This is a genomic window from Allobosea sp. UC22_33 (assembly GCF_042700715.1).
Classification (GTDB): Bacteria; Pseudomonadota; Alphaproteobacteria; order Rhizobiales; family Beijerinckiaceae; genus Allobosea.
In genome coordinates this window covers 4,699,172-4,720,181 of the sequence record NZ_CP170556.1, presented here as the reverse complement: position 1 = coordinate 4,720,181, position 21,010 = coordinate 4,699,172, and the positions used below count along the sequence as shown (strand labels likewise).

Annotated in this window: 18 protein-coding genes and 1 pseudogene; 12 read left to right on the top strand and 7 right to left on the bottom strand. The window is 67.5% G+C overall.

From position 1 onward, the window contains the following. Positions 1 to 40 precede the first annotated feature (40 nt). Positions 41 to 808, bottom strand: a complete 768-nt coding sequence (locus ACFJGT_RS22830; protein ID WP_377842848.1) for a class I SAM-dependent methyltransferase — start codon at positions 806 to 808, stop codon at positions 41 to 43. A 138-nt stretch (positions 809 to 946) separates the two neighbouring features. Here ACFJGT_RS22830 and gloB point away from each other — a divergent pair, with 138 nt between their 5' ends. The 3 genes from gloB to ACFJGT_RS22815 are packed head-to-tail and all read left to right on the top strand — an operon-like array spanning position 947 to position 2,935. Further along, positions 947 to 1,711, top strand: a complete 765-nt coding sequence (gene gloB / locus ACFJGT_RS22825) for a hydroxyacylglutathione hydrolase (RefSeq protein ID WP_377842845.1) — start codon at positions 947 to 949, stop codon at positions 1,709 to 1,711. A gap of 8 nt (positions 1,712 to 1,719) precedes the next feature. Further along, a complete protein-coding gene (locus ACFJGT_RS22820; protein WP_377849050.1) occupies positions 1,720 to 2,175 on the top strand; it encodes a cupin domain-containing protein in 456 nt (151 codons plus the stop codon). Position 2,176: 1 nt separating this feature from the next. After that, the gene (locus ACFJGT_RS22815) at positions 2,177 to 2,935 is read left to right on the top strand and encodes a GNAT family N-acetyltransferase (protein WP_377842841.1); all 759 of its coding nucleotides are present in this window, start codon (positions 2,177 to 2,179) and stop codon (positions 2,933 to 2,935) included. Positions 2,936 to 2,941: 6 nt separating this feature from the next. Here ACFJGT_RS22815 and ACFJGT_RS22810 read toward each other — a convergent pair whose 3' ends face one another. Next, positions 2,942 to 3,439 (bottom strand): DUF2938 domain-containing protein, encoded by a 498-nt coding sequence (locus tag ACFJGT_RS22810; RefSeq protein WP_377842838.1) that lies wholly within the window; start codon positions 3,437 to 3,439, stop codon positions 2,942 to 2,944. Between the two features lie 168 nt (positions 3,440 to 3,607). Here ACFJGT_RS22810 and ACFJGT_RS22805 point away from each other — a divergent pair, with 168 nt between their 5' ends. The 6 genes from ACFJGT_RS22805 (at position 3,608) to ACFJGT_RS22780 (ending at position 11,837) form a co-directional block, all read left to right on the top strand. Continuing rightward, positions 3,608 to 4,702 (top strand): ROK family protein, encoded by a 1,095-nt coding sequence (locus ACFJGT_RS22805; RefSeq protein WP_377842836.1) that lies wholly within the window; start codon positions 3,608 to 3,610, stop codon positions 4,700 to 4,702. A 281-nt stretch (positions 4,703 to 4,983) separates the two neighbouring features. Continuing rightward, positions 4,984 to 7,530: a DUF3772 domain-containing protein gene (locus ACFJGT_RS22800; protein ID WP_377849049.1), complete on the top strand. Its 2,547-nt coding sequence runs from the start codon at positions 4,984 to 4,986 to the stop codon at positions 7,528 to 7,530. Between the two features lie 4 nt (positions 7,531 to 7,534). After that, positions 7,535 to 8,059, top strand: coding sequence for a CAP domain-containing protein (locus ACFJGT_RS22795; protein ID WP_377842833.1), 525 nt, complete (start codon positions 7,535 to 7,537; stop codon positions 8,057 to 8,059). Between the two features lie 165 nt (positions 8,060 to 8,224). Then, entirely contained in the window at positions 8,225 to 9,721 is a 1,497-nt protein-coding gene (locus ACFJGT_RS22790; protein ID WP_377842831.1) for a hypothetical protein, read from the top strand. A 103-nt stretch (positions 9,722 to 9,824) separates the two neighbouring features. After that, positions 9,825 to 11,027 carry a winged helix-turn-helix domain-containing protein gene (locus ACFJGT_RS22785; RefSeq protein WP_377842829.1) on the top strand — a complete coding sequence of 401 codons (1,203 nt, stop codon included), beginning with the start codon at positions 9,825 to 9,827 and terminating at the stop codon, positions 11,025 to 11,027. A gap of 99 nt (positions 11,028 to 11,126) precedes the next feature. Further along, entirely contained in the window at positions 11,127 to 11,837 is a 711-nt protein-coding gene (locus tag ACFJGT_RS22780) for a DUF930 domain-containing protein (RefSeq protein WP_377842826.1), read from the top strand. 2 nt (positions 11,838 to 11,839) lie between these two features. Here the strand turns inward: ACFJGT_RS22780 and mutT are convergent, their stop codons facing one another. The 5 genes from mutT to ACFJGT_RS22755 form a co-directional block, all read right to left on the bottom strand. Beyond that, positions 11,840 to 12,244, bottom strand: a complete 405-nt coding sequence (mutT, locus tag ACFJGT_RS22775; protein ID WP_377842824.1) for an 8-oxo-dGTP diphosphatase MutT — start codon at positions 12,242 to 12,244, stop codon at positions 11,840 to 11,842. Positions 12,245 to 12,251: 7 nt separating this feature from the next. Then, positions 12,252 to 12,767 carry a carboxypeptidase regulatory-like domain-containing protein gene (locus tag ACFJGT_RS22770; RefSeq protein WP_377842822.1) on the bottom strand — a complete coding sequence of 172 codons (516 nt, stop codon included), beginning with the start codon at positions 12,765 to 12,767 and terminating at the stop codon, positions 12,252 to 12,254. After that, positions 12,764 to 13,693, bottom strand: coding sequence for a DMT family transporter (locus ACFJGT_RS22765; protein ID WP_377842820.1), 930 nt, complete (start codon positions 13,691 to 13,693; stop codon positions 12,764 to 12,766). Before ACFJGT_RS22765 ends, ACFJGT_RS22770 begins: the two co-directional genes overlap by 4 nt. After that, positions 13,674 to 14,924 carry a bifunctional glutamate N-acetyltransferase/amino-acid acetyltransferase ArgJ gene (gene argJ, locus ACFJGT_RS22760; RefSeq protein WP_377842818.1) on the bottom strand — a complete coding sequence of 417 codons (1,251 nt, stop codon included), beginning with the start codon at positions 14,922 to 14,924 and terminating at the stop codon, positions 13,674 to 13,676. Before argJ ends, ACFJGT_RS22765 begins: the two co-directional genes overlap by 20 nt. A 163-nt stretch (positions 14,925 to 15,087) precedes the next feature. Beyond that, positions 15,088 to 15,945: a peptidylprolyl isomerase gene (locus tag ACFJGT_RS22755; RefSeq protein WP_377842816.1), complete on the bottom strand. Its 858-nt coding sequence runs from the start codon at positions 15,943 to 15,945 to the stop codon at positions 15,088 to 15,090. Between the two features lie 358 nt (positions 15,946 to 16,303). Between ACFJGT_RS22755 and secA the strand changes: the two genes are divergently transcribed. The 3 genes and pseudogenes from secA (at position 16,304) to ACFJGT_RS22740 (ending at position 21,008) form a co-directional block, all read left to right on the top strand. Continuing rightward, positions 16,304 to 19,072: a preprotein translocase subunit SecA gene (gene secA / locus ACFJGT_RS22750; protein ID WP_377842814.1), complete on the top strand. Its 2,769-nt coding sequence runs from the start codon at positions 16,304 to 16,306 to the stop codon at positions 19,070 to 19,072. Positions 19,073 to 19,376: 304 nt separating this feature from the next. Next, on the top strand, positions 19,377 to 19,892 hold the full coding sequence (locus tag ACFJGT_RS22745; RefSeq protein ID WP_199086143.1) for an invasion associated locus B family protein: 516 nt from the start codon (positions 19,377 to 19,379) through the stop codon (positions 19,890 to 19,892). Positions 19,893 to 20,023: 131 nt separating this feature from the next. After that, positions 20,024 to 21,008: pseudogene (locus tag ACFJGT_RS22740) on the top strand (SPFH domain-containing protein). Positions 21,009 to 21,010 lie beyond the last annotated feature (2 nt).

Sequence of the window (21,010 nt, the reverse complement as noted above, 5' to 3'; positions counted from 1 at the left end):
TTGAAAAGCGGCGGACCTTGGCCGCGCCCCGGCGAAATTGTCAACCCGTTCGTGGCCTCTCCGGCGGGTTTGCCGCACGCGGCGTCGGCGATGCCTGCGGCAGGAGAACCGGTCTCAGGGCAAAGCTGCGCCGCGTCGCGCGCAGCGGTGCGCGCCGGTAGAACTGCTTGGTGGCGTCGATGATATGGACGCCGGCGAAGGGCAGCGAAAGGCCGGAACCGATCCGCTCCCAGGCCAGCGCCGAGCGCATCAGCAACTGCCTCTGCAGGGGCGGGACATAGAGCGCCTCGGCCCAGTGCTCGGGGGAGAATTCGGCGCCGCGCATCAGGGCGGAGAGCTGCCGGCGGCTGAAGGGGCGGCCCTGGCCGAAAGGCGTGCCGTCCATCCGGGCCCAGAGCCCGCGTCGGTTGGGCACGACGAGGATCATCCGCCCGCCGGGGCTGAGGACGCGCGAGACCTCTTCCAGCAGATCGTCGGGGCTTTCTGTCTCCTCCAGCGCATGGACGAGCACGACCCGGTCGACCGAGGCGGTCGGCAAGGGCAGAAGCGTCGGCTCGACCAGCGCGGAGGCGGAGAGGCCGGACGAGGGCCAGTTCACCACGCCCTGCGCTGCCGGCATGAAGGCGATGGTCCGCTCTGCCTGCATGCCGAGCACGGAGAGATAGGGCGTCGCATAGCCTAGGCCCAGCAGGCGCTGGCGCGCGCAATCCGGCCAGAAACGCAGCATCGCCCGGCCGATGAAGCGCCGGGCCACATGGCCGAGCGGGCTCGCATAGAAGGCGCGCAGGTCGACGACGTCGAGAGGCATGGCGCCTGACATGGAACGCGCGCGGCATAAGCGCAAGGGTGTCCCGAGACGATGCCGGGTTGATCGGCAGCCGGGCATGGCCCATGCAGAGGCATGACCGCTCGCCGTTCCGGTGGGCAACCCCTGCCGGAGGAAGCCATGCCGCTCGACCTTCACGTCTTCCGCACGCTCAACGACAATGCGGGCGCCTTGCTCCACGATCCCGCGAGCGGCGCCTGCGCGGCCGTCGACGTGCCTGATGCCGGCGAGACGCTCGCCGCCGCCAAGGCGAAGGGCTGGACGATCAGCGACATCTTCATCACCCATGCCCATCACGACCACACGCAGGGCGTCGCCGAGGTGAAGCAGGCGACCGGCGCCACTGTCGTCGGCCCGGCCGATGCGCGGACGAGCGCGCCGCTCGACCGGGTCATCGGCGAGGGCGATGCCGTAACCTTCGGCGGCGAAAGCTTCGAGATCTGGCATACGCCGGGCCATTCAGACGGACATCTCAGCTTCGTTGGGCGCAGCGCCAAGCTCGCACTGGTTGGCGACGTCGTCTTCGTGATGGGCTGCGGGCGGGTCCAGCCCGGCCAGATAGACCGGATGTGGACCTCGCTCTCGCGGCTGATGGCGCTGCCGGGCGACACCCGCCTGCTCGGCGGCCATGACTATACCCTCGCCAATGCCCGCTTCGCCCGCTCGGTCGATCCCGCGAACGAAGTGCTCAAGGCGCGCTTCACTGAGGCCGAGAAGGCCAAGGCCGAGAGCCGTTTCTGGGCGTTGACCACGGTCGCCGAGGAAAAGGCGACCAACCCGTTCTTCCGGGCGGCCGAGCCCGCTCTGGCGAAGGCGGTGGGCCTGCCCGGTGCGGCGCCGGGCGCGGTCTTCGCGGCCCTGCGCGAAGCCAAAAACCGGTTCTGACCATGACGATGCGGCTGGACGGGCTGACGGCGGCGGAGGTCATCCGCCTGCTCGATCTCAAGCCCCATCCCGAGGGCGGCCATTATCGCGAGACCTTTCGCGATGCAGCCGGGCCGGAGGGCCGGGGCTTCTCGACCGCGATCTATTACCTGCTCGATACCGGGGAAACCTCGGAATGGCACCGCGTCGATGCCGCCGAAATCTGGCATCATTATGCCGGCGCTCCGCTTGTGATCACGGTCTCGCCGAACGGGCATGACGCCTCGGCGCATCATCTCGGCACCGAGCTTGCCGCAGGCCAGCGCCCGCAATTCGTGGTGCCGGCCGGCTGGTGGCAGAGTGCGACCTCGCTCGGCGCCTGGACCTTGGTCGGTTGCACGGTCGCGCCGGGTTTCGAATTCAAGGGCTTCGAGATGGCGCCGCCGGGCTGGCGGCCGACACCGCGCAAGCCGTCCGGGGGATAGGATGCTGGCGAAGACGGATAACAGCGAATTGGTGCTCGGCTGCGAGCGGCGCATCATCAATGCCTGGCCGGCGCTGTCGACGCTGATCGTCGGCGACTGGGTGCTGCGCTTCGCCAACGGCTATTCGGGCCGGGCCAATTCGGCGACGCCGTTGAGTTATGGCGCCGAACTCGACGGCACGATGCTCGACCTGATCGAGGAGCTCTACCGCGCCGATGGACTGATCCCCGCCATCCGCCTGACGCCGCTGGTGGCGGATGCGACGTGCGCGGCGGTGCTGGAGCGCGGTTATCGCGTCAAGGACAAGTCGTTCGGGCAGATCGCGCCGCTTGCCGGTTTTATAGCGTCCGAAGAGGCGGAGCTGCAGATCGAGGCGCGGCCGAGCCAGGAATGGACGGCCGGAGTCGCCGCGCTCCAGAGCGGCAACAAGACCCATGTCGCCAATCTCGCTGCCATCATCGAGAAGGTCCGGCTGCCGGCGGCCTTCGCGACCTGGCTGGTCGAGGGCGAGGCGGTCGCGTTCGGCATGAGCGTGGCCGAGCGCGGCATGGCGGAGATCGGTCTGATCTGCGTCCACCCCGATCATCGCGGCCACGGCTATGGCCGCAAGATCGTGCGGGGGCTGATGGGCTGGGCCGCCGCGATGGGCTGCGGCAATGCCTATCTGCAGGTCGAACAGAGCAACGCCGTCGCGATCAACCTCTATGGCAGCCTCGGCTTCCGCCAGCTCTACGCCTACGAGACGCGCATTCTCGATTGAGGCGTTTCAACGCGTCAGCAGCGCCGTGCCGTAGAGGCCGATGGCGAAGAGGGTGTGGCTGACGACGTTCAGCAGCCGGATCTGGTTGGCGTTCGGCTTCTTCGAAGCCGCGATGCCCATGCCCATGCCGGGTTGCAGGATGAACCAGCCGCAGCCGATCGTCGCCCAGCCGACGATGAGCGCCGGCAGGAAGGTCGGATTGCGGGCCCAGCCGGCTCCGGCGATGGCCAGCACGATCCCGGCGAAGGCGATGCCGACGAGGTAATGACAGATCCAGCCGATCGCGAGCTCACCGGCGACGGGCTCGGATCTGACGATGTCCTCGTGCCAGACGCGACCGCGCGGCAGATGGGCGAACCAGCGTCCGGGCATCGCCCAGTTCGGCTTGGGGAAGCCGAACAAACGCAGGAACTGAGCCCAGATATCGGTGAGCGCGGTCGCGCCGATACCGATGACGACCATCCGCAAGATCAGATCCGACACGTTCCATCCCCCCGGCCGCATCGATGCGGCCTCCCTCTGTTGGAGCGGCGTTCGCGACGGCGGTCAACCGCCACTCCGAGCCGATGAAGCGCAGGCGGGCTGCATGCGGCGCATCGCCCTGGAGGCGGAACCGCAGCACCGGCCGGCGGGTTGCCTCCGCTGATCCGCATGCGAGCGAGGGGGAAGATCATGGCAACGGCGACTGCCGAGACGTCACGCAGCACGGCCAAGGCCGCGACCGGGCCTCATGGCGCCGCCGAACTGCCCTCCGTGGTGGTCACCAGCTACAATCTGGAAGTCCGCGACGATGACGGCTTCGTCGGGGACAAGGCGAGCCGAGGGGCCTTCATCGAGCATCTCGACACGCTGCGCAGCCATCTCAAGCGCAACGGCGCCGACCCGCTGAAAGGCAAGACCGCCGAGATCAGCAAGAAAGAGCTCGACGCGCTGATCAAGGACGGCGATGCGAAGGAGGCTGCGCTGGTGCTCAGTGCCGTCGAGGGCTTCGCCCAGTCGCTGGCTTTCGTCATCCGCCGCTTCGCGCGACTGAAGAGCTGGGCCGAGATCGAGCGCATCGTGGTCGGCGGCGGTTTTCGCGAGAGCCGGGTCGGGGAACTCGCCATCGCGCGTGCCGCCATCATCCTGCGGACGGAGGGGCGCGATCTCGATCTCGTGCCGATCAGCCATCATCCCGACGAGGCGGGTTTGGTCGGCAACGCCCATCTCGCGCCGAAATGGATCTTCGAGGCCTATGACAGCCTCGTCGCCGTCGATATCGGCGGCTCCAACATCCGCGCCGGCATCGTCGAGCTCAGGCAGAAGAAGGCGCCGGATTTGAGCAAGGCGCGCGTCTGGAAATCGGAGCTCTGGCGCCATGCCGACGAGGAGCCGAGCCGCGACGAGGCGATCAAGCGGCTGGGCAAGATGCTGCGCGAGCAGATCGCCAATGCCGAGAAGGAGGGCTTGCGGGTCGCGCCCTTCATCGGCGTCGGCTGTCCCGGGCTGATCCAGCCAGACGGCGCGATCGATCGCGGCGCGCAGAACCTGCCCGGCAACTGGGAAAGCAGCCGCTTCAACCTCGTCGACAGCATCCGTGCGCTCGTGCCGGAGATCGGCGAGCACGAGACCGAGGTGGTGATGCACAACGATGCGGTGATCCAGGGCCTGAGCGAAATGCCGGCCATGCAGGATGTCGATAACTGGGCGGTTCTGACGATCGGCACGGGGCTCGGCAATGCGAGCTACCACAACCGTGCCAAGGCGAAGGGCAAGGGACGCGATTGATCCGCGTCCCGCCGAAAGCGGTACCTCTGCCATCTTCAGGTCGTGTTTTGCAGGGATGAGGCGGCGGGGCCTGTCTCCCCGCCCCATGTCCTCCGCAAGCCCGGGAGCCCTCCGTGCCGGCCCAATTCCGCTCTTCATCTTGCCTTGCGGGCATGGCTGTGCCGAGGGTCGAGCCGGAGCCGAATCATCTGCAAGGACAGGGCCGCACCCCCATGGCAGCGCGCAGGACGCAAGCGTCGTTCCCGAGCCTGAGAGGCTTCCTGGCGGCTTGCCTGGTGCTCATGGCCGTGGCCTTTGCGGTTACCGGCTCGGCCTTTGCCCAGACGGCACCCGAGCCGGGCAGCCTTCGCGCCCGGCTGGACAGCGTCCGCGCCGATCTCGCCCAGATCGAGACGACGCTGGCCTCGCCCAGCCCGACCGATGCCGAGTTGCAGCGGCAGCGGTTGCGCCTGCAGCCCTCGCTGGACCAATTGCGCCTGATCATCGACGAGCAGGCGCCACGGGTCGACCAGGCCAAGCTCCGGCTCGACCAGCTAGGCCCCAAGCCGGAGGCCAGCGCGCCAGCCGAGAGCGCCGAGATCGTCCGCGACCGCGAGGCGCGGGCCAAGGCCTTCTCCGACGCCGACGAAACGCTCAAGCTCGCCAAGGCCTCGCTGCTCCAGGCCGAGCAGCTCCAGAGCAGCATCGGCGACAAGCGCCGCGAGATCTTCGCCAAGGAATTGTTCGCCGCCGGCCCGTCCGTGGCCAATCCGGAGGTCTGGGGCAACGCGATCGCCACCGCGCCGGAAGACCTGCGCGCCTCCGGCTACATCTTCGGGGGCTGGCTGGAGGGGGTCAGCGACGCTCTTTCCGGCACGCGCGGGGCCGTCGTCGCCTTCGCCTTGATCGGCGCGCTCCTGCTCTATCTGGCGCGGGCGCGCTATCTGCCGCGCTTCAAGGCTCGCTTCAGCAACACGCAGGACACCGGCAACCTGCACTGCCTCTATATCGCGCTCGCCCATATCGTCGCGGGCGCCGCGCCGCCGCTTCTGGCGAGCTGGCTCATGTACAAGGCCCTGAACACGGCAGGGCTGCTGCCGCCGCGCATCCAGCCGGTGATCTGGGCCGTGGTCGTCGGCCTCGCCTTCTTCGCCTTCGTGCAGGCGCTCGCCGATGCGCTGTTCGCGCCGTCGAGCCCGCAGCGGCGCCTCGTCAAGGTGATGGACACGACGGCGCGCAGCGTCGTTTGGATCGCGGGTTCGCTTGCGGCGGTCATGTCGGTCGGCAAGGTCTTCGAGGCCTGGCTCCAGGCGATCGCCGCCGGCCTCGCCATCTCGATCATCGTCAAGGCCTTCTTCGCCATCCTGTTCGCGCTCGCGCTGATCGCCGGGCTCTACCAGATCCGCGACGACGACGAGGTCGAGCAGGAAGCCTGCCTCGGCCCTTATGTACCGGTGGACGGCGCGAGCCTCGGACCGGTGCGCATCCTCGGCTGGATCATCGGCTTCGCCATCATCGCGGCGGCGCTGAGCGGCTATGTCATCTTCGCGGCCTTCCTGGCCGAGCAGGCGCTCTGGGTCGGCATCGTCGCCTGCCTGTTCCTGCTGGCCTTCCAGTTCATCGATCTCGGCATTCCCCGGCTGTTCGGCGGCAAGGGCCGCTTCGCGCTCACGCTCAAGGCCGGCATGGGCCTGCGCGCCGCCACGCTCGACAAGATCTCGGTCATCGGCGTCGGCGTGCTGAAGCTCCTGCTCATCGCAGTGACGCTGCTGCTGGTCCTTGCGCCGTGGGGGCTGGAATCGAGCGATTTCCTGGTCTCGCTGCGGGCGGCCTTCTTCGGCTTCCAGGTCGGCGGCGTCACGGTCTCGCTCTCGACGATCGTCGTCGGCGCCATCGTCTTCGCAATCGGCATCGGCGCGACGCGGGCGATGCAGCGCTGGCTCGAGAACCAGTTCCTGCCGACGACCGCGATGGATCCCGGCCTGCGCAACTCGATCACCACGGCCGCCGGCTATGTCGGCTATATCGCGGCGGCGGCGATCACCGTCACCGCGGTGGGCCTGAGCCTGGAGCGCCTGACGCTGGTGGCGTCGGCCCTGTCGGTCGGTATCGGTTTCGGTCTGCAGTCGGTGGTGTCGAACTTCGTATCGGGCCTGATCCTGCTTTGGGAGCGGCCGATCCGGGTCGGCGACCAGGTGCTGGTCGGCGATGTCGAGGGCATCGTCAAGCGCATCAATGTCAGGTCCACGGAGATCGCGACCTTCGACCGGGCGACCGTGATCGTCCCGAACTCGAACCTGATCTCCGGCATTGTCCGCAACCGCGTTCGCAACGACCGCACGGGCAGGGTGCTGATCGCGCTTACGGTGCCGCGGTCGCTGGATGCCGGCCAGGTACGCGCGATGCTGGCCGAAGTCGCCTCGAATCATGGCGACGTGATGCAGAAGCCGCCGCCGGCGGTGATGTTCAAGAAACTCGGCACCACGACGATGGATTTCGAACTCGTCTGCGTGGTCGGCGATGTCGAGATCACGGGCCGGGTCAACAGCGACCTGAATTTCGCGATCCACAAGCGCCTCGCCGAGATGGAGCCGGCCGCGGCCGTGCCCGAATTGATGGTGCGCGGGCTGGAGGGCGTCGAGCACTCGCTCGGCAGCATCGCGGACGCCGTCGGACGCCGCGAAAGCGTGGTCAGCCGCGCGAAGCGGGACGCGCCGAAGCCGATTTCGGCCGCTGCGGCTCGCCGTGCGCGCAAGCCGGTCGCGGTGGAGGAGCCGGAGGAGGAGGCCGAGGCGAGCAAGCCTGCCGCCCCGGCGCCCGAGCCGGCCAAGGATGACAGCAAGGAATGATCGGATGCCCAGCCTTTTCCGCCGCAGCGCGGCTTCGCGCACGATGACCTGCCCGGCCGCACTGGCCGGGGCGCTTGCCGTGCTCGGCGTCGCCGGATGTGCCGAGCCGCAACGGCAGAGCCAGCCGGCCTTCTATCGCGACCTGGGTTCCGCTTCGGCGCAGGTCGATACGGAACAGGCGCGGGCGATGATCTCGGCCTATCGCCTCAATGCCGGGCTCGGTCCTCTCGTGCTGGACCCCGCGCTGGTCGCGGCGGCGCAGCGTGAAGCGACCGCCATGGCCAGCTCGGACAAGCCCGCCCAGGCGGATGCGGTCAAGGCGCGTCTTGCCCGCGAGGGCCAGCCGGGGGGCGAGGCCAATCTTTCGGCGGGCTACCGTCGCCTGGCCGAGGCGTTCTCGGGCTGGCGGGATTCGCCCCAGCACGATCGCGTCATGAAGGATGCGAAGGCCAGGCGCATGGGCATCGCCACGGCGTATGCGCCCGGCTCGAAATATCAGGTCTACTGGGCGCTGATCGTCGCGCCGTAGCCGGCGACATCCGGCCAGCGCCGCAAGCTGCTGAGATGGCCGAGGGCTAAAGCAACTGGGTTTGCAACTTATGGTTGTGTAATTTACGCTTATGCAACCATATGCAACTTATTCTTGCATCCTATCCGATGGCTCCCGTTCCGGGATCATTCTGGAGGGGTGCCGATGTCACGCCGTCCGCTTGCGCTTGTCCTGTTCGCCACCTTTGCCCTGCCGGGAGCCGCCAGCGCCCAGTCGGGCGGTCTGATCGACGTCTGCACGGGGCTTGGCGTTTCGCTTCCGGTGCTCCAGCCCCTGACCGGAGCGGCCTCGGGACTGCTCGGCGGCCTGCTCGATCCCGTGCTCAACGGCATCGTCGGGGATGTGAACCTCAACCTGCGCGATGCGCTGAGCGGCCGAAATATCGGACTGAATATCCGCGACCAGAACGGCAATCTCGTCACGCTGCCCGGCAACTGCAAGCTCAAGGCCGACAGCGTCACGGTGGAGGGGCCGGGCGGGATCGCGATCGGTGGGGGCGAGGTCAGTGGGCTTGGCAGCACGGCCAACCCCAAGGCGAGTGCGGCGGACCCGAACGCCATCGCCTTCGGCAACGGTGCCGCGACCTCCGGCGCGGCCACAGGCGCGGTTGCGATCGGCCTGCGCGGGGCGGTGACAGTGGCCGACGGCGTCGCTATCGGGCGCGACAGCGCGGTCTCGGCCGCGGGCGGCATCGCGCGGGGAGCGGGGTCGGTTGCTCTGCGTGCCGGACTTGCGGGTGGGGCAGAAGCATTCAGCGGTGTTGCGATCGCTTCGACGCAAGGGGCGCTGTCGATCGGCTCCGCCGGTAACGAGCGCCAGATCACGCATGTCGCCGGTGGCACCCAGGATACCGACGCGGTCAACCTGCGTCAGCTTCGCTCCGTCGCCAATAGCGCGGCCTCGGCGCTCGGAGGCGGTGCGGGCTTCGATGCGGGCGGCAGCTTCACTGGACCGAGCTATGCCCTGCGCGGCGGAATCTATACGACCGTCGGCGCGGCGCTGACTGCGCTCGATCAGCAGAGCGGGGTGATCGCCGGTAACAATTCCAGCGGTTTCGCACTCGCATCCGCCGCAGGCCGTGATGCGATGGCAGCCGGCTACGGCGCGCGGGCCGATGGTGCCCGCGCAACGGCGATTGGCACCCAGGCGCAGGCCAGCGGCGAGGAGAGTGTCGCGATCGGCGCCGGTGCGGTCGCGGCTCGTCCGCGGCAGGTCGCGATCGGCACGGCGGCCAGCACCTATTCGCTGCCGGGCCTGACCTCGGGGGCGAGCCGTGCAGCGCAATCCGGGCCGACGCAGGTCGTGACCACCGATGCGGCCGGCAATCTCGCCGCGCTCCCGATCGATCTCGCCGGCCTCGATCAGCGCATCGACGGCGTCGCCGCCTATGCCCGCGAGGGGCGGCGCGAAGCCCGGCAGGGCATCGCCGCAGCGATGGCGATGACCGCGGCGGCGATGCCGTCCCGCCCCGGCAAGACGAGCTGGAGCGGCAACACCGCGACCTACAAGGGCGAATGGGCGGCGGGCTTCGCCATGGCGCATCGGCTCGATATGGCCATCCCCGTCGCGATCAATGCCGGCATCAGCCTGACCGGCAACAGTTTCGGCGGCGCCCGCATGGGCCTCAGCGGCGAGTTCTGAGCGATTGGGCGACCGCGAAGGCGCAAGGCTCCCGCCAGATCCTGTCAGCGGCGGTGGTCTCGGCCTCTTACCGGATGCCACTGGCGCCGCTAGCTTGAGCGTCATGCCTCCGCGCCCTCGCAAGCCGATCGCCCTCTCCGTTGAACAGGCCCGCCGCCTCTGGCTCCATGCCCAGCGGCTCGACCGGCGCGATCCCTTCGGGGCAGGGCCGGAAGCCGCACGCGCCGCGATCGAGCATCTCGGCTATGTCCAGATCGACACGATCAACGTGATCGAGCGCTGCCACCACCATATCCTCTATGCCCGGATCCCCGCCTATCGCCGGGCCGATCTGGCGCATCTGCAATCCGTCGGGAAGAGCGTCTTCGAGTACTGGACGCATGCGCTCGCCTATGTGCCGACCCGCGACATCCGCTATTTCCTGCCGGCGATGAAGGCCCATCGCGAGGAGCCGAAGCGCTGGTCGGCGGTCGGGGCCCGCGAGGAGACGCGCAAGCTGCTCCGCCGCATCCGCAAGGACGGCGCCCTGTCGATCCGCGATATCGAGGAGGAGCTGATCGAGAAGGCGCATCTCTGGGCCAGCAAGAAGCCTTCCAAAGGCCTCCTGGAACGCGCTTTCTACGATGGCGAGCTCGCCATTTCGGCGCGGGCTGGCATGGTCAAGACCTATGAACTGTTCGACCGGCATTTCCAGTGGGAGAAGAAGCCGACACCGGCGAGCGAGCGGCAGATCACGGCCTATCTGCTCGACCGGGCGCTGAACTCACAGGGGCTGGTCAGCCTGGATTCGATCTGCCATCTCGACGCACCCTCGAAGAAGGCGGTGGCGGAGCTGATCGCCGGACGCGTCAAGCGCAAGGAGCTGGTGCCCGTCGCGGTGGAGGGTGCCGGCAAGACACAGCACTGGGCCCGCCCGGCTGCGCTGGAGCCGCTCGCGGCGCCGGACGAGGCGCTGATCCATATCCTCTCGCCCTTCGATCCGCTGATGATCCAGCGCAAGCGGGCAAAACTCCTCCTCGACTATGCCCATGTCTTCGAGGCCTATCTGCCGAAGGAGAAGCGGGTCTACGGCTATTTCGGCCTGCCGGTGCTGGCCGGAGAGCGCGTCGTCGCGGTGCTCGACCTCAAGACCGACCGGGCGGCCGGCAAGCTCTTGATGCAGCAATGGACCTGGCTCGAAGGCTGCGAGACACCCGAGCTGAAGGCGGCGATCGAGGAGGAGCTGCAGCGCTTCGAGCGTTTCCAGCTCGCGCTTGACGAAGCGGTGGTGGAGCCATTGCCCGAGATCACAAAAATGCCGGCTTGATCGTCGCTGTTGCCGCACAAGGGAGCAGGGGCGGGCAAGCGGATGACGAGGATAGCGCGACCGGCGCCCTGTGCCCGCGGCAGGATTGCAGCCTGAGCCATGGCAATGGCGGTCTCGGCACGGTTCTCGATGCCCGCTCCGGGCCTGCCGGTCGCCGCTATCCTGCATGCCGCGCTGCTCGCCTGGCTGGCCTCGGTCGCGATCCAGACTTTCGAGACGGCTCCTATCACCGAGCAGAGCGTCGAGGTTGAATTGCAGACGCCCGAGGAATTCGAGGCGTTGACCCGGCCGAAGCCGCCGCCGGTTATCGCCCCCGCACCTGCGGCGCCGATCCTGCCCGAGGCTTCTGCAAAGCCGGATGAGCCGGCACCCTCGCCGCAGCCGCCCGTGCCGCGTCCTCAACCGGCCCCTGTTGAAGCCGACGGCATGATCCATCCGCCGCGGATGCTGTCGCAACGCGTGCTGGCCGATCCGCGCAGCCGCGAGACCGTCGCGCTGCTGCCGAAGCTCGCGCCGGACGAGCGCGTCGAACAGCTCTGCGGGCTGGAGGCGATGGGCCAGATCCATGACTGGCAGCGCGATTTCGAGCCGGATCGCGTCACGGCCTATGCGCTGGCCGGCACGAAATTCTCAGGCCGGGTCCTGACGGCGGAGGGCGGCGCCTTCCGCAGCCGGCGGCGCTGGTATGGGCTGCGCTTCGCCTGCACCGTCTCGCCCGACCTGAAGCGTGTGACGGCCTTCGCCTTCCAGGTCGGCGAGCCGATCCCGCGGGAACGCTGGGAAGCGCTCGGCCTGCCGGCCGTGCACTGAGTTCAGGCGCCGAGCAGGTCGATCAGCGGCGGGATCAGCGGCTCGTCGGCCGGTGGCATGGCGAGATCGCGCAGTTTGCCGGGGCGGACCCATTTCAGCGCCTGGCCCTCGCGGGACATCGCCGTGCCCTGCCAGCGCCGGCAGATATAGAGCGGCATCAGCAGGTGGAACTCGGGATAGGCGTAGCTCGCGAAGGTCAGCGGCGCCAAGCAGTCCTCCTTCACGGTGATGCCGAGCTCTTCGGAAAGCTCGCGGATCAGCGCCGGCTCCGGCCGTTCGCCGGGTTCGAGCTTGCCGCCGGGGAACTCCCACAGGCCCGCCAGCGCCTTGCCTTCCGGGCGCTGCGTGACGAGGACGCGGTTGTCGGCATCGATCAGGGCGCAGGCGACGACGAGGAGCAGCTTCACGGGGAACTCAGTTGCCGGAGAGGATAACCTGGATGGGCTCGGTTTCCTTGCCCGTCAGCGTGACGCTGTCATAGACCGAGCCGCCCTCGCGGGTGAAGGCGGTTTCCTCGCCCCAGATCACCTGTGTGGTCAGGAAATAGCTGCCGGGCGCGACCTTGTCGAAGGCGAAGCGGCCGTTGGCCTCGGCCTTGGTCGTGCGGGTGTATTCGGAATAGGCGGGGTCGACGCTGTCGTCGCGCGGATAGGCGCTGTGGGGCACATATTTGGCCTTGCCGTAGAAATTGGCGAAGCGCTCGCGCGCGAACGCCGTGTCGGGAATGAGGCGCACGACCTGCCCGGCGGCGTTGACGACAACGCCACTCGGCTTGGTTCGGAACGCATGGCCGGTGATGACGCCCGTGCCGGTCTTCTTGATGAAGGCTGCCTCCTCGGCGGAGAAGGCGACGGTCGCCGGCTTCCGCTCGACGCAACCCGTCATGATGGCGCCGGCCAGCACGGCCGCCGCGACGATTCCGATCCTCATGCTGCCCCCACCCTGCGCGGCGCCATCGTCACCAGGAAGACGCCGATCAGGATGATGCAGCCGGCAGCGATCTGCCGCAACTCCAGCGTTTCGCCGAGAACCAGCATGCCCATGACCGCGGCGACGGTGGGCACGAGATAGCCGGTCATCGCCGCGCGTGTCGGACCTGCGGCACGGATCAGGCGCATGAACACCGTCATCGGGATCGCCGTGCAGACGATTCCGAGGGCGAGCATGGCGGGCCAATGGTCGCGCAGGGGCAGAAAGGCCGCCGGCCCGGCGAAGAGCAGCGCCAGGAGCGAGGCACTGAGCCCGGAGACGACCTGCTGGCCGAGCGCCAGGCGCATCGGGTCGCCGGCCGGAGCCGGCACGGCCCGGACATAGATATTGCCCGTCGCGTAGCTCAGCATGCTGGCGACCATCGCGATGACGCTGAGGCTCGTGGCGCCGCCTTCGAACAGCCGGGGGCCGATCAGCAGGGCAACGCCGGCAAGCCCGATCAGGATGCCGCCGAGGCGCCGCCCGCTCAAGCGCTCCTCGGCAAAGATCAGATGCGCGACGACGGCCGTGACCAGCGGGCCGGCCGCCTGGATCATCGCCGCCGGGCCGCTGGTGAGCTGGATCAGGGCGTAGGCGGTCAGGATGTTCGGAATCCAGCCATTGGTCGCGCCGAGGACAAGCCAGTGGCGGATTTCGTGGCGCCGCGGCAGCGGGCTCTGGCCGAGCCAGCGCAGCCAGAGCGCGAGCGAGACCGCGCCGAGCAGGCCGCGCCCCGCCGCGATGGCGAAGGGCGAGACCTGTCCGCTCATCAGCTTGATGAACAGGAAGCTCGACCCCCAGAAGATGGAGGTGACGAGCAGGTGGACGGTGATGAAGCTGCGGCTGGGCTCGGCCGGAACCGCCCCGTCAGGAGCGGTAGTCGCCATTGATTTCGACATAGGCCTTGGTCAGGTCGCAGGTCCAGACCGTGGCCTTGCCGCGCCCGATGCCGAGATCGGCGGTGATGACGATATTGTCGCCCTTCATGTAGTCGGAGACCGCGACCTCGTCATAGGAAGGCGCGCGCGCACCTTGCTTCGCGACGACGATGTCGCCGAAGCCGATATCGAGCTTGTCGCGATCGGCCGGCTCGCCCGCCTTTCCGACCGCCATGACGACGCGGCCCCAATTGGCGTCCTCGCCGGCGATGGCGGTCTTGACCAGCGGCGAATTGGCGATCGAGAGCGCGACGCGCTTGGCCGAACGGGCGGACGTCGCGCCAGTGACGCGGATCTCGACGAATTTGCGGGCGCCTTCGCCGTCCTTGCAGACGAGATGGGCGAGCTCGAGCAGGATCGAGTTCAGCGCGCGCTTGAAGCCTGAAAGCCGGTTGTCGTTGATCTCGGTAATCGCGGGGACTCCGCGCGCCGCGGCCTTAGCGGTGGCGAAGAGCATCAGCGTGTCCGAGGTCGAGGTGTCGCTGTCGACGGTGACAGCGTTGAACGAGCCCTTCACGCCCTTGGAGAGCAGGGCCTGCAGCACGGGAGCGGCGATCGGCGCATCGGTGAAGACGAAGGAGAGCATCGTCGCCATGTCCGGCGCGATCATGCCGGCGCCCTTGGCGATGCCGGCGATCACGACCTCCTGGCCGTCGATCCTGGCCTTGCGGGTCAGCGCCTTCGGGAAGGTGTCGGTGGTCATGATCGCGCGGGCGGCGTCGATCCAGGGGCCATCGGCAGCGCGCTTGGCGCATTCGTCGAGCACGCCCTTGAACTTGGTCGCGTCGAGCGGCTCGCCGATCACTCCGGTCGAGGCGATGAACACCTCCTCCGGCTTGCAACCGGCTGCCTTGGCGGCGATCTCGGCGGTGAGCTTGACCGCGTCACGGCCTTTCAGGCCGGTGAAGGCGTTGGCGTTGCCGGAATTGACGACGACGGCGCGGGCTGAACCCTGCTTCAGGTTCTCGCGGCACCAGTCGACCGGGGCGGAGGGGCATTTCGAGCGGGTGAAGACGCCGGCGACCTGCGTGCCTTCGTCGAGCAGCGCGAACCAGACGTCCTGCCGGCCCTTGTAGCGGATGCCGGCTTCGGCGGTGGCGAAGCGCACACCCGGCACGGCTGGAACCTTGGGCTGGCGCTTCGGCGCGAGCGGGGAAACGGGGACATCCTTGCCGGCCATCGCGACTTCCTCCTGCGGAGCGCTGCTGGGTGACCGGCGAATCGTTCTTATCGCCGGGCAGCGCGTCTCGTTCGAGAGCCCCTCTGCCGCAGGCCGGTGACGAAAACAAGAAGGGCGGCCGCAAGGGCCGCCCTCCAAAATCGCGTGAGACGGAGCGAAACGCTCAGTTCTTCTTCGGCTCAGCCGGCTCAGCCGGCTTCGCGGCGTCGGGAGCCGGGGCAGCCGGCTTGTCGAGGCGCTCGACCTTGGCCTTCTCGCGCATGGCAATCACGAGGTCCTGCTGGGCCTTGCGCTCGAGATACTGGTCGATCTGCGGCTTCACCGCCGCGAAATCCGGCAGCGGCTTGGAACGCTTGTCCTCGAGCTTGATGACGTGCCAGCCGAACTGGCTCTTCACCGGCTCGGAAACCTCGCCCTTCTTCAGCTTGAAGGCGGCTTCGGCGAATTCCGGCACCATGCGGTCCTTGGTGAACCAGCCGAGGTCGCCGCCCTCCTTGCCGGAGCCCGGGTCCTTGGAGAGCTCGGCGGCGACCTTGGCGAAATCCTCGCCCTTCTTCAGGCGCTCGACCGCAGCCTTGGCCTGCGCCTCGTCCTCGACGAGGATGTGGCGGGCATGGGCCTCTTCCTCGGGCGTCATCGCCTTGGTGGTGTCGTCGAAGAGCTTCTTGGCGGCCTCAGGCGTCACGGCCTTCTTGCCCTCGCGGGTCAGGTATTCGTCGAGCAGCACCTTCTCGCGGTAATAGGCGAGGCGGGCGGCGAAATCGGGGGTATCGCCAATCTTGGCCTCGGCCGCGGCCTTGGCGCCGAGCTTGAGGTCGACGAGATAGTTGATGACTTCGTCGCGCTTGCGCTCTTCCGGAAGCTGGGCGAGGCGCTCGCCGAGATCCTCGGTCGCGAGCTGGACGTCCTTCTCGGTGATCGCGATGCCGTCGACCTTGGCGACGACCTTGTCGGCCTGGGCGAAGGCCGGGCCCGCCAGCAGCGCGAAGCCGAGGACGGCGATGAAACGGGCTGAGCTCATGAATGACGGCCTTTCGTCGGAACCGAGGCGGTTTGGCGGCTGCACTGCCCGATCAACGCGGCAAAGGCAAGGCGGTTCAGGAGGTCACGGCGGCCGATCACGCAGCTTTGCACCGCCCCGGATGCCGCAGCGTCCGATGATCTTGAGCGCAGGCTCTTGGAAGGGGAGCGGAAAAACCCCACATCCGGAGCCGAATTCACTTGCCGTTTCGGTGCCGATTGGTCGAAACGCACGCTGGACCCTGCCCGCGCTCGCGTCTAAACACGCGGTCGCATTTCGAGAATACCGAACCTCCGGTTCGCGCGCGACAAGCGATACGCGCCGACTGGGGGCTCACGCATCACCTGAAAGGCCCAACATGCTTGGCGCGCTCGCAAAGAAACTCTTCGGCTCGTCGAATGACCGCCGCGTCAAGGGCTATCAGCCCCGCGTCGCGGCGATCAACGCCCTGGAGACAGAGATCGCCGCGCTGAGCGACGAGGCTCTGAAGGCGCGCACCGAGGAGTTCAAGAAGCAGATCGCCGAGGGCAAGAAGCTCGACGACCTCCTGGTCCCGGCCTTCGCCACGGTGCGCGAGGCGGCCAAGCGCGTGCTCGGCCAGCGGCCCTACGACGTCCAGCTCGTCGGCGGCATGGTGCTGCACGAGGGCGCCATCGCCGAGATGAAGACCGGCGAAGGCAAGACGCTGGTCGCGACCCTGCCGACCTATCTCAATGCGCTCGAAGGCAAGGGCGTCCATGTCGTCACGGTCAACGACTATCTCGCCCGGCGCGACGCCGAGTGGATGGCGAAGCTCTACAACTTCCTCGGCCTGACCGTCGGCATCATCGTGCATGGCCTCGACGACGAGGAGCGCCAGCGCGCCTATGCCTGCGACATCACCTACGGCACGAACAACGAGTTCGGCTTCGACTACCTCCGCGACAACATGAAATACGACGTCGCGCAGATGAGCCAGCGCGGCCATCATTTCGCGATCGTCGACGAGGTCGACTCGATCCTGGTCGACGAAGCCCGCACGCCGCTGATCATCTCCGGCCCGCTCGACGACAAGTCGGACCTGTATGTTTCGATCGACAAGGTGCTGCCGGGTCTCGTTCCCGCCGATTACGAGGTCGACGAGAAGCAGCGCACGGTGGCGCTGACCGAGGCCGGCAACGACCATATCGAGGAATTGCTGCGCGAGGCCGGGCTCTTGAAGGAGGGCGATCTTTACGACGCCCACAACGTCACGCTGGTCCACCACGTCAATCAGGCGCTGCGCGCGCATTCACTGTTCACCCGCGACAAGGATTACATCGTCCGCAACGACGAGGTGGTGATCATCGACGAGTTCACCGGCCGCATGATGCCGGGCCGGCGCTATTCGGAGGGCCTGCACCAGGCGCTGGAAGCCAAGGAGCACGTCACCGTCCAGCCCGAGAACGCGACGCTGGCCTCGATCACCTTCCAGAACTATTTCCGCCTGTACCAGAAGCTCGCCGGCATGACCGGCACGGCGGCGACCGAGGCCGACGAGTTCTTCCAGATCTACAAGCTCGAGGTCGTCGAGATCCCGACCAACGTTCCCGTCGCCCGCAAGGACGAGGATGACGAGGTCTATCGCACCTTCGAGGAGAAGGTCCGCGGCGTCATCCGCGAAATCCAGGCCGCGCAGGAGAACGGCCAGCCGGTGCTGGTCGGCACGACTTCGATCGAGCGCTCGGAGCTGATCGCCGAGATGCTGGAGAAGGCGGGCTACAAGCTCATCGACTTCACCGACCCGACCGCGCTGGAGCCGGTCTATGCTGCTGCCCGCGAGGGCAAGACGACCAAGGCCTTCGCCGTGCTGAACGCCCGCTTCCACGAGCAGGAAGCGTATATCGTCGCGCAGGCCGGCGTGCCCGGCGCCATCACCATCGCCACCAACATGGCCGGCCGCGGCACCGACATCCAGCTCGGCGGCAATGCCGACATGCGGATCTCGCACGATCTTGCCGGCATGGAGGAAGGCCCGGAGCGCGACGCCAAGGCCGCCGCCATCCGCACCGAGGTCGCCGATTTCAAGCAGCGCGTGCTCAAGTCCGGCGGTCTCTACATCGTCGGCACCGAGCGCCACGAAAGCCGGCGCATCGACAACCAGCTCCGCGGCCGCGCCGGCCGCCAGGGCGATCCCGGCCGCTCCAAGTTCTTCCTGTCTTTGCAGGACGACCTGATGCGCATCTTCGGTTCCGACCGGATGGACGGCATGCTGACCAAGCTCGGCCTCAAGGAAGACGAGGCGATCGTCCATCCCTGGATCAACAAGGCGGTCGAGAAGGCGCAGGGCAAGGTCGAGGCGCGCAATTTCGACATCCGCAAGAACATCCTGAAATACGACGACGTCATGAACGACCAGCGCAAGGTCGTGTTCGAGCAGCGCCGCGACTTCATGCGCCAGGCGAGCGTGCGCGAGACCATCGACGACATGCGCCATGGCGTGGTCGAGGATGTCGTCGCCCGCCACATCCCCGAGGAGGCCTATCCCGAGCAGTGGGACAGCGCCGGCCTCAAGCAGGAGGTGATCCAGCATCTCAACCTCGATCTGCCGATCGAGGACTGGGCCAAGGAAGAGGGCATCGCCGACAGCGAGATCCGCGAGCGCATCCGCAAGCTCGCCGACGAGGATTATGCCGAGCGCATCGCGCGCAACAGCGACGAGGTCATGACCTATGTCGAGAAGCAGGTGCTGCTGCAGTCGCTCGACCATCTCTGGCGCGAGCATCTGGTCACGCTCGACCATCTCCGCCAGGTGATCGGCTGGCGCGGGCTTGCCCAGCGCGATCCGCTGCAGGAATACAAGCAGGAGGCCTTCGAGCTGTTCGACGGCCTGATCGGCCATCTGCGCCAGCAGGTCACCGGGCATCTCTCGCGCATCGAAGTGCGCTTCGACCAGCCCGAGGATCAGGCGCCTGCGCAGGACGGGGCTGGATCGGGCTTCGGCGATTATGGCGCGACCGGCGTGCAGTTCGCCGCCACCGATGCCGACACGGCGGTGCTCGACCGCAATCCGGACGATCCGGAGAGCTGGGGCAAGGTCGGCCGCAACGAGCCCTGCCCCTGCGGCTCCGGCAAGAAGTTCAAGCACTGCCACGGCCAGTTCGCCTGAGGCATTGCCTTCGTGATCGCTTCCGATGCCCGGCCCTCGTGCCGGGCATCGTCGTTTTGGGGTTTCAACACCTTGTCATTCCGGAGCGTGCCGCGGGCACGAACCCGGAATCCACGACTTGATCGGGCCTTCAAAACGTCGTTGCAGGCGGCTCACCCAGCCGTGGGTTCCGGGTTCTTCGCTGTGCGAAGCCCCGGAATGACAACCGCCCTGCGCCGGATCGACGCATCAATTATCCCAGCCCCATTTACGCCTCGGTAACACTCTCCTTTCCAAGTTGGCCGCGATGAAAGGAGATGAGACCATGTTCAAGACAGCGCTTTCGACCGCCTGCCTCGTCGCTCTGACGAGTACTGTTGTACAGGCGGCGGGCCCTACATCCCTGGGTCAGTTCGGGGATTGGAATGCGGCCACTTACGCAAAGGGCGATCTGGCGCGTTGCTTCATCATGAGCAAGCCCTCGTCCGAAGAGCCCTCGAATTTGCGTCATGGCGAAGTGTTCTTCTTCGTTCAGACCGGTGACAAGGCCTCGAATACGGAATCGAGCTTCCAGGCGGGCTATGACTTCGCCCGGGACTCAGTCGTCACCGTCACGATCGGCGATGACAGCTTCCGCATGCTGACCGAGGGCAGCAATGCCTGGCTCGAACGGCTGGAGCGTGAGCCGGCGCTGCTCGCGGCGATGCGGGCAGGCAGCACCATGACGCTCGAAGCGCGCTCGCTGCGCGGCAACGTCACCACCTATCAGTTCTCACTCGCGGGCGTGACCGCGGCGTCGCGCATGTTGGCGCGCTGCGATACGAACGCGACGCAGAGCTGACGCAGGTTTTTGGGGCGAGCCGCCGCTGCGGATGGCTCGCCCTTTGACGCCTCCGCTTGCATCCTGCCCGCGCAAACGCCAGTTTGAGGATCGTATGGGCTGGATGGCGCATCGGCGCCGTGGGGGATGAGATGGATCTGTCGGGCTTCAACATCGCCGTGATCATCATTGTGGTGGTGATCGTCATGGCGATCGGGCTCGGTGTCCGCACCGTTCCCCAGGGTTACAATTTCACAGTCGAGCGCTTCGGCCGCTATTCGCGCACGCTGGGTGCCGGTCTCGGGCTGATCTGGCCCTGGATCGACCGCATCGGCCACAAGGTGAATGTCATGGAGCAGGTGCTCGACATTCCCTCGCAGGAAGCGATCACCAAGGACAATGCCGGCGTGCGCATCGATGCCGCCGCCTTCTACCAGGTGCTCGACGCGGCCAAGGCCTGCTACGAGGTGTCCTCGCTCAACGACGCTCTGATGGTCCTGACCATGACCAATATCCGCACCGTCGTCGGCTCGATGGACCTCGATCAGCTCCTGTCGCATCGCGACGAGATCAACGAGCGGCTGCTGCGGGTCATGGATGCGGCAGCCTCGCCCTGGGGCGTCAAGGTCACCCGCATCGAGATCCGCGACATCCTGCCGCCGGCCGATATCGCCGGCGCGATGAACCGGCAGATGAAGGCCGAGCGCGAGAAGCGCGCCGCCGTTCTCGAAGCCGAAGGCCTGCGGCAGGCGGAGATCCTGAAGGCCGAGGGCCAGAAGCAGTCGCAGATCCTTGCCGCCGAGGGCCGCAAGGAAGCGGCCTTGCGCGATGCCGAGGCGCGCGAGCGGCTGGCGCAGGCCGAGGCGAACGCCACGGCGATGGTGTCTGAGGCGATCGGCAAGGGCGACATCCAGGCCGCCAACTTCCTGATCGCCGAGCGCTATACCGATGCGCTGAAGTCGATCGCCCTCGAGCCCTAACAGCAAGGTCGTGATCGTGCCGATCGAAGCCGCTTCGCTGGCGGGCACGGTCGGCGGCATCGCGCAGCTCACCAAGGCCGTCTTCGGCGAGGATGCGGCCGTGCAACGCCGCGGCGGAACCGGCTCGGTGCCGGTCTCCGGGCGCACGAGCAGCTAAGG

Coding starts and splice junctions, on each gene's coding strand:
- gloB (WP_377842845.1), top strand. CDS start 947: ATGCCGCTCGACCTTCACGTCTTCCGCACGCTCAACGACAATGCGGGC.
- ACFJGT_RS22790 (WP_377842831.1), top strand. CDS start 8,225: ATGTCACGCCGTCCGCTTGCGCTTGTCCTGTTCGCCACCTTTGCCCTG.
- ACFJGT_RS22765 (WP_377842820.1), bottom strand. CDS start 13,693: ATGGCGACTACCGCTCCTGACGGGGCGGTTCCGGCCGAGCCCAGCCGC.
- ACFJGT_RS22780 (WP_377842826.1), top strand. CDS start 11,127: ATGGCAATGGCGGTCTCGGCACGGTTCTCGATGCCCGCTCCGGGCCTG.
- ACFJGT_RS22815 (WP_377842841.1), top strand. CDS start 2,177: ATGCTGGCGAAGACGGATAACAGCGAATTGGTGCTCGGCTGCGAGCGG.
- ACFJGT_RS22745 (WP_199086143.1), top strand. CDS start 19,377: ATGTTCAAGACAGCGCTTTCGACCGCCTGCCTCGTCGCTCTGACGAGT.
- ACFJGT_RS22795 (WP_377842833.1), top strand. CDS start 7,535: ATGCCCAGCCTTTTCCGCCGCAGCGCGGCTTCGCGCACGATGACCTGC.
- ACFJGT_RS22785 (WP_377842829.1), top strand. CDS start 9,825: ATGCCTCCGCGCCCTCGCAAGCCGATCGCCCTCTCCGTTGAACAGGCC.
- ACFJGT_RS22770 (WP_377842822.1), bottom strand. CDS start 12,767: ATGAGGATCGGAATCGTCGCGGCGGCCGTGCTGGCCGGCGCCATCATG.
- ACFJGT_RS22800 (WP_377849049.1), top strand. CDS start 4,984: ATGGCCGTGGCCTTTGCGGTTACCGGCTCGGCCTTTGCCCAGACGGCA.
- ACFJGT_RS22820 (WP_377849050.1), top strand. CDS start 1,720: ATGCGGCTGGACGGGCTGACGGCGGCGGAGGTCATCCGCCTGCTCGAT.
- ACFJGT_RS22755 (WP_377842816.1), bottom strand. CDS start 15,945: ATGAGCTCAGCCCGTTTCATCGCCGTCCTCGGCTTCGCGCTGCTGGCG.
- secA (WP_377842814.1), top strand. CDS start 16,304: ATGCTTGGCGCGCTCGCAAAGAAACTCTTCGGCTCGTCGAATGACCGC.
- ACFJGT_RS22805 (WP_377842836.1), top strand. CDS start 3,608: ATGGCAACGGCGACTGCCGAGACGTCACGCAGCACGGCCAAGGCCGCG.
- ACFJGT_RS22810 (WP_377842838.1), bottom strand. CDS start 3,439: ATGCGGCCGGGGGGATGGAACGTGTCGGATCTGATCTTGCGGATGGTC.
- ACFJGT_RS22830 (WP_377842848.1), bottom strand. CDS start 808: ATGCCTCTCGACGTCGTCGACCTGCGCGCCTTCTATGCGAGCCCGCTC.
- argJ (WP_377842818.1), bottom strand. CDS start 14,924: ATGGCCGGCAAGGATGTCCCCGTTTCCCCGCTCGCGCCGAAGCGCCAG.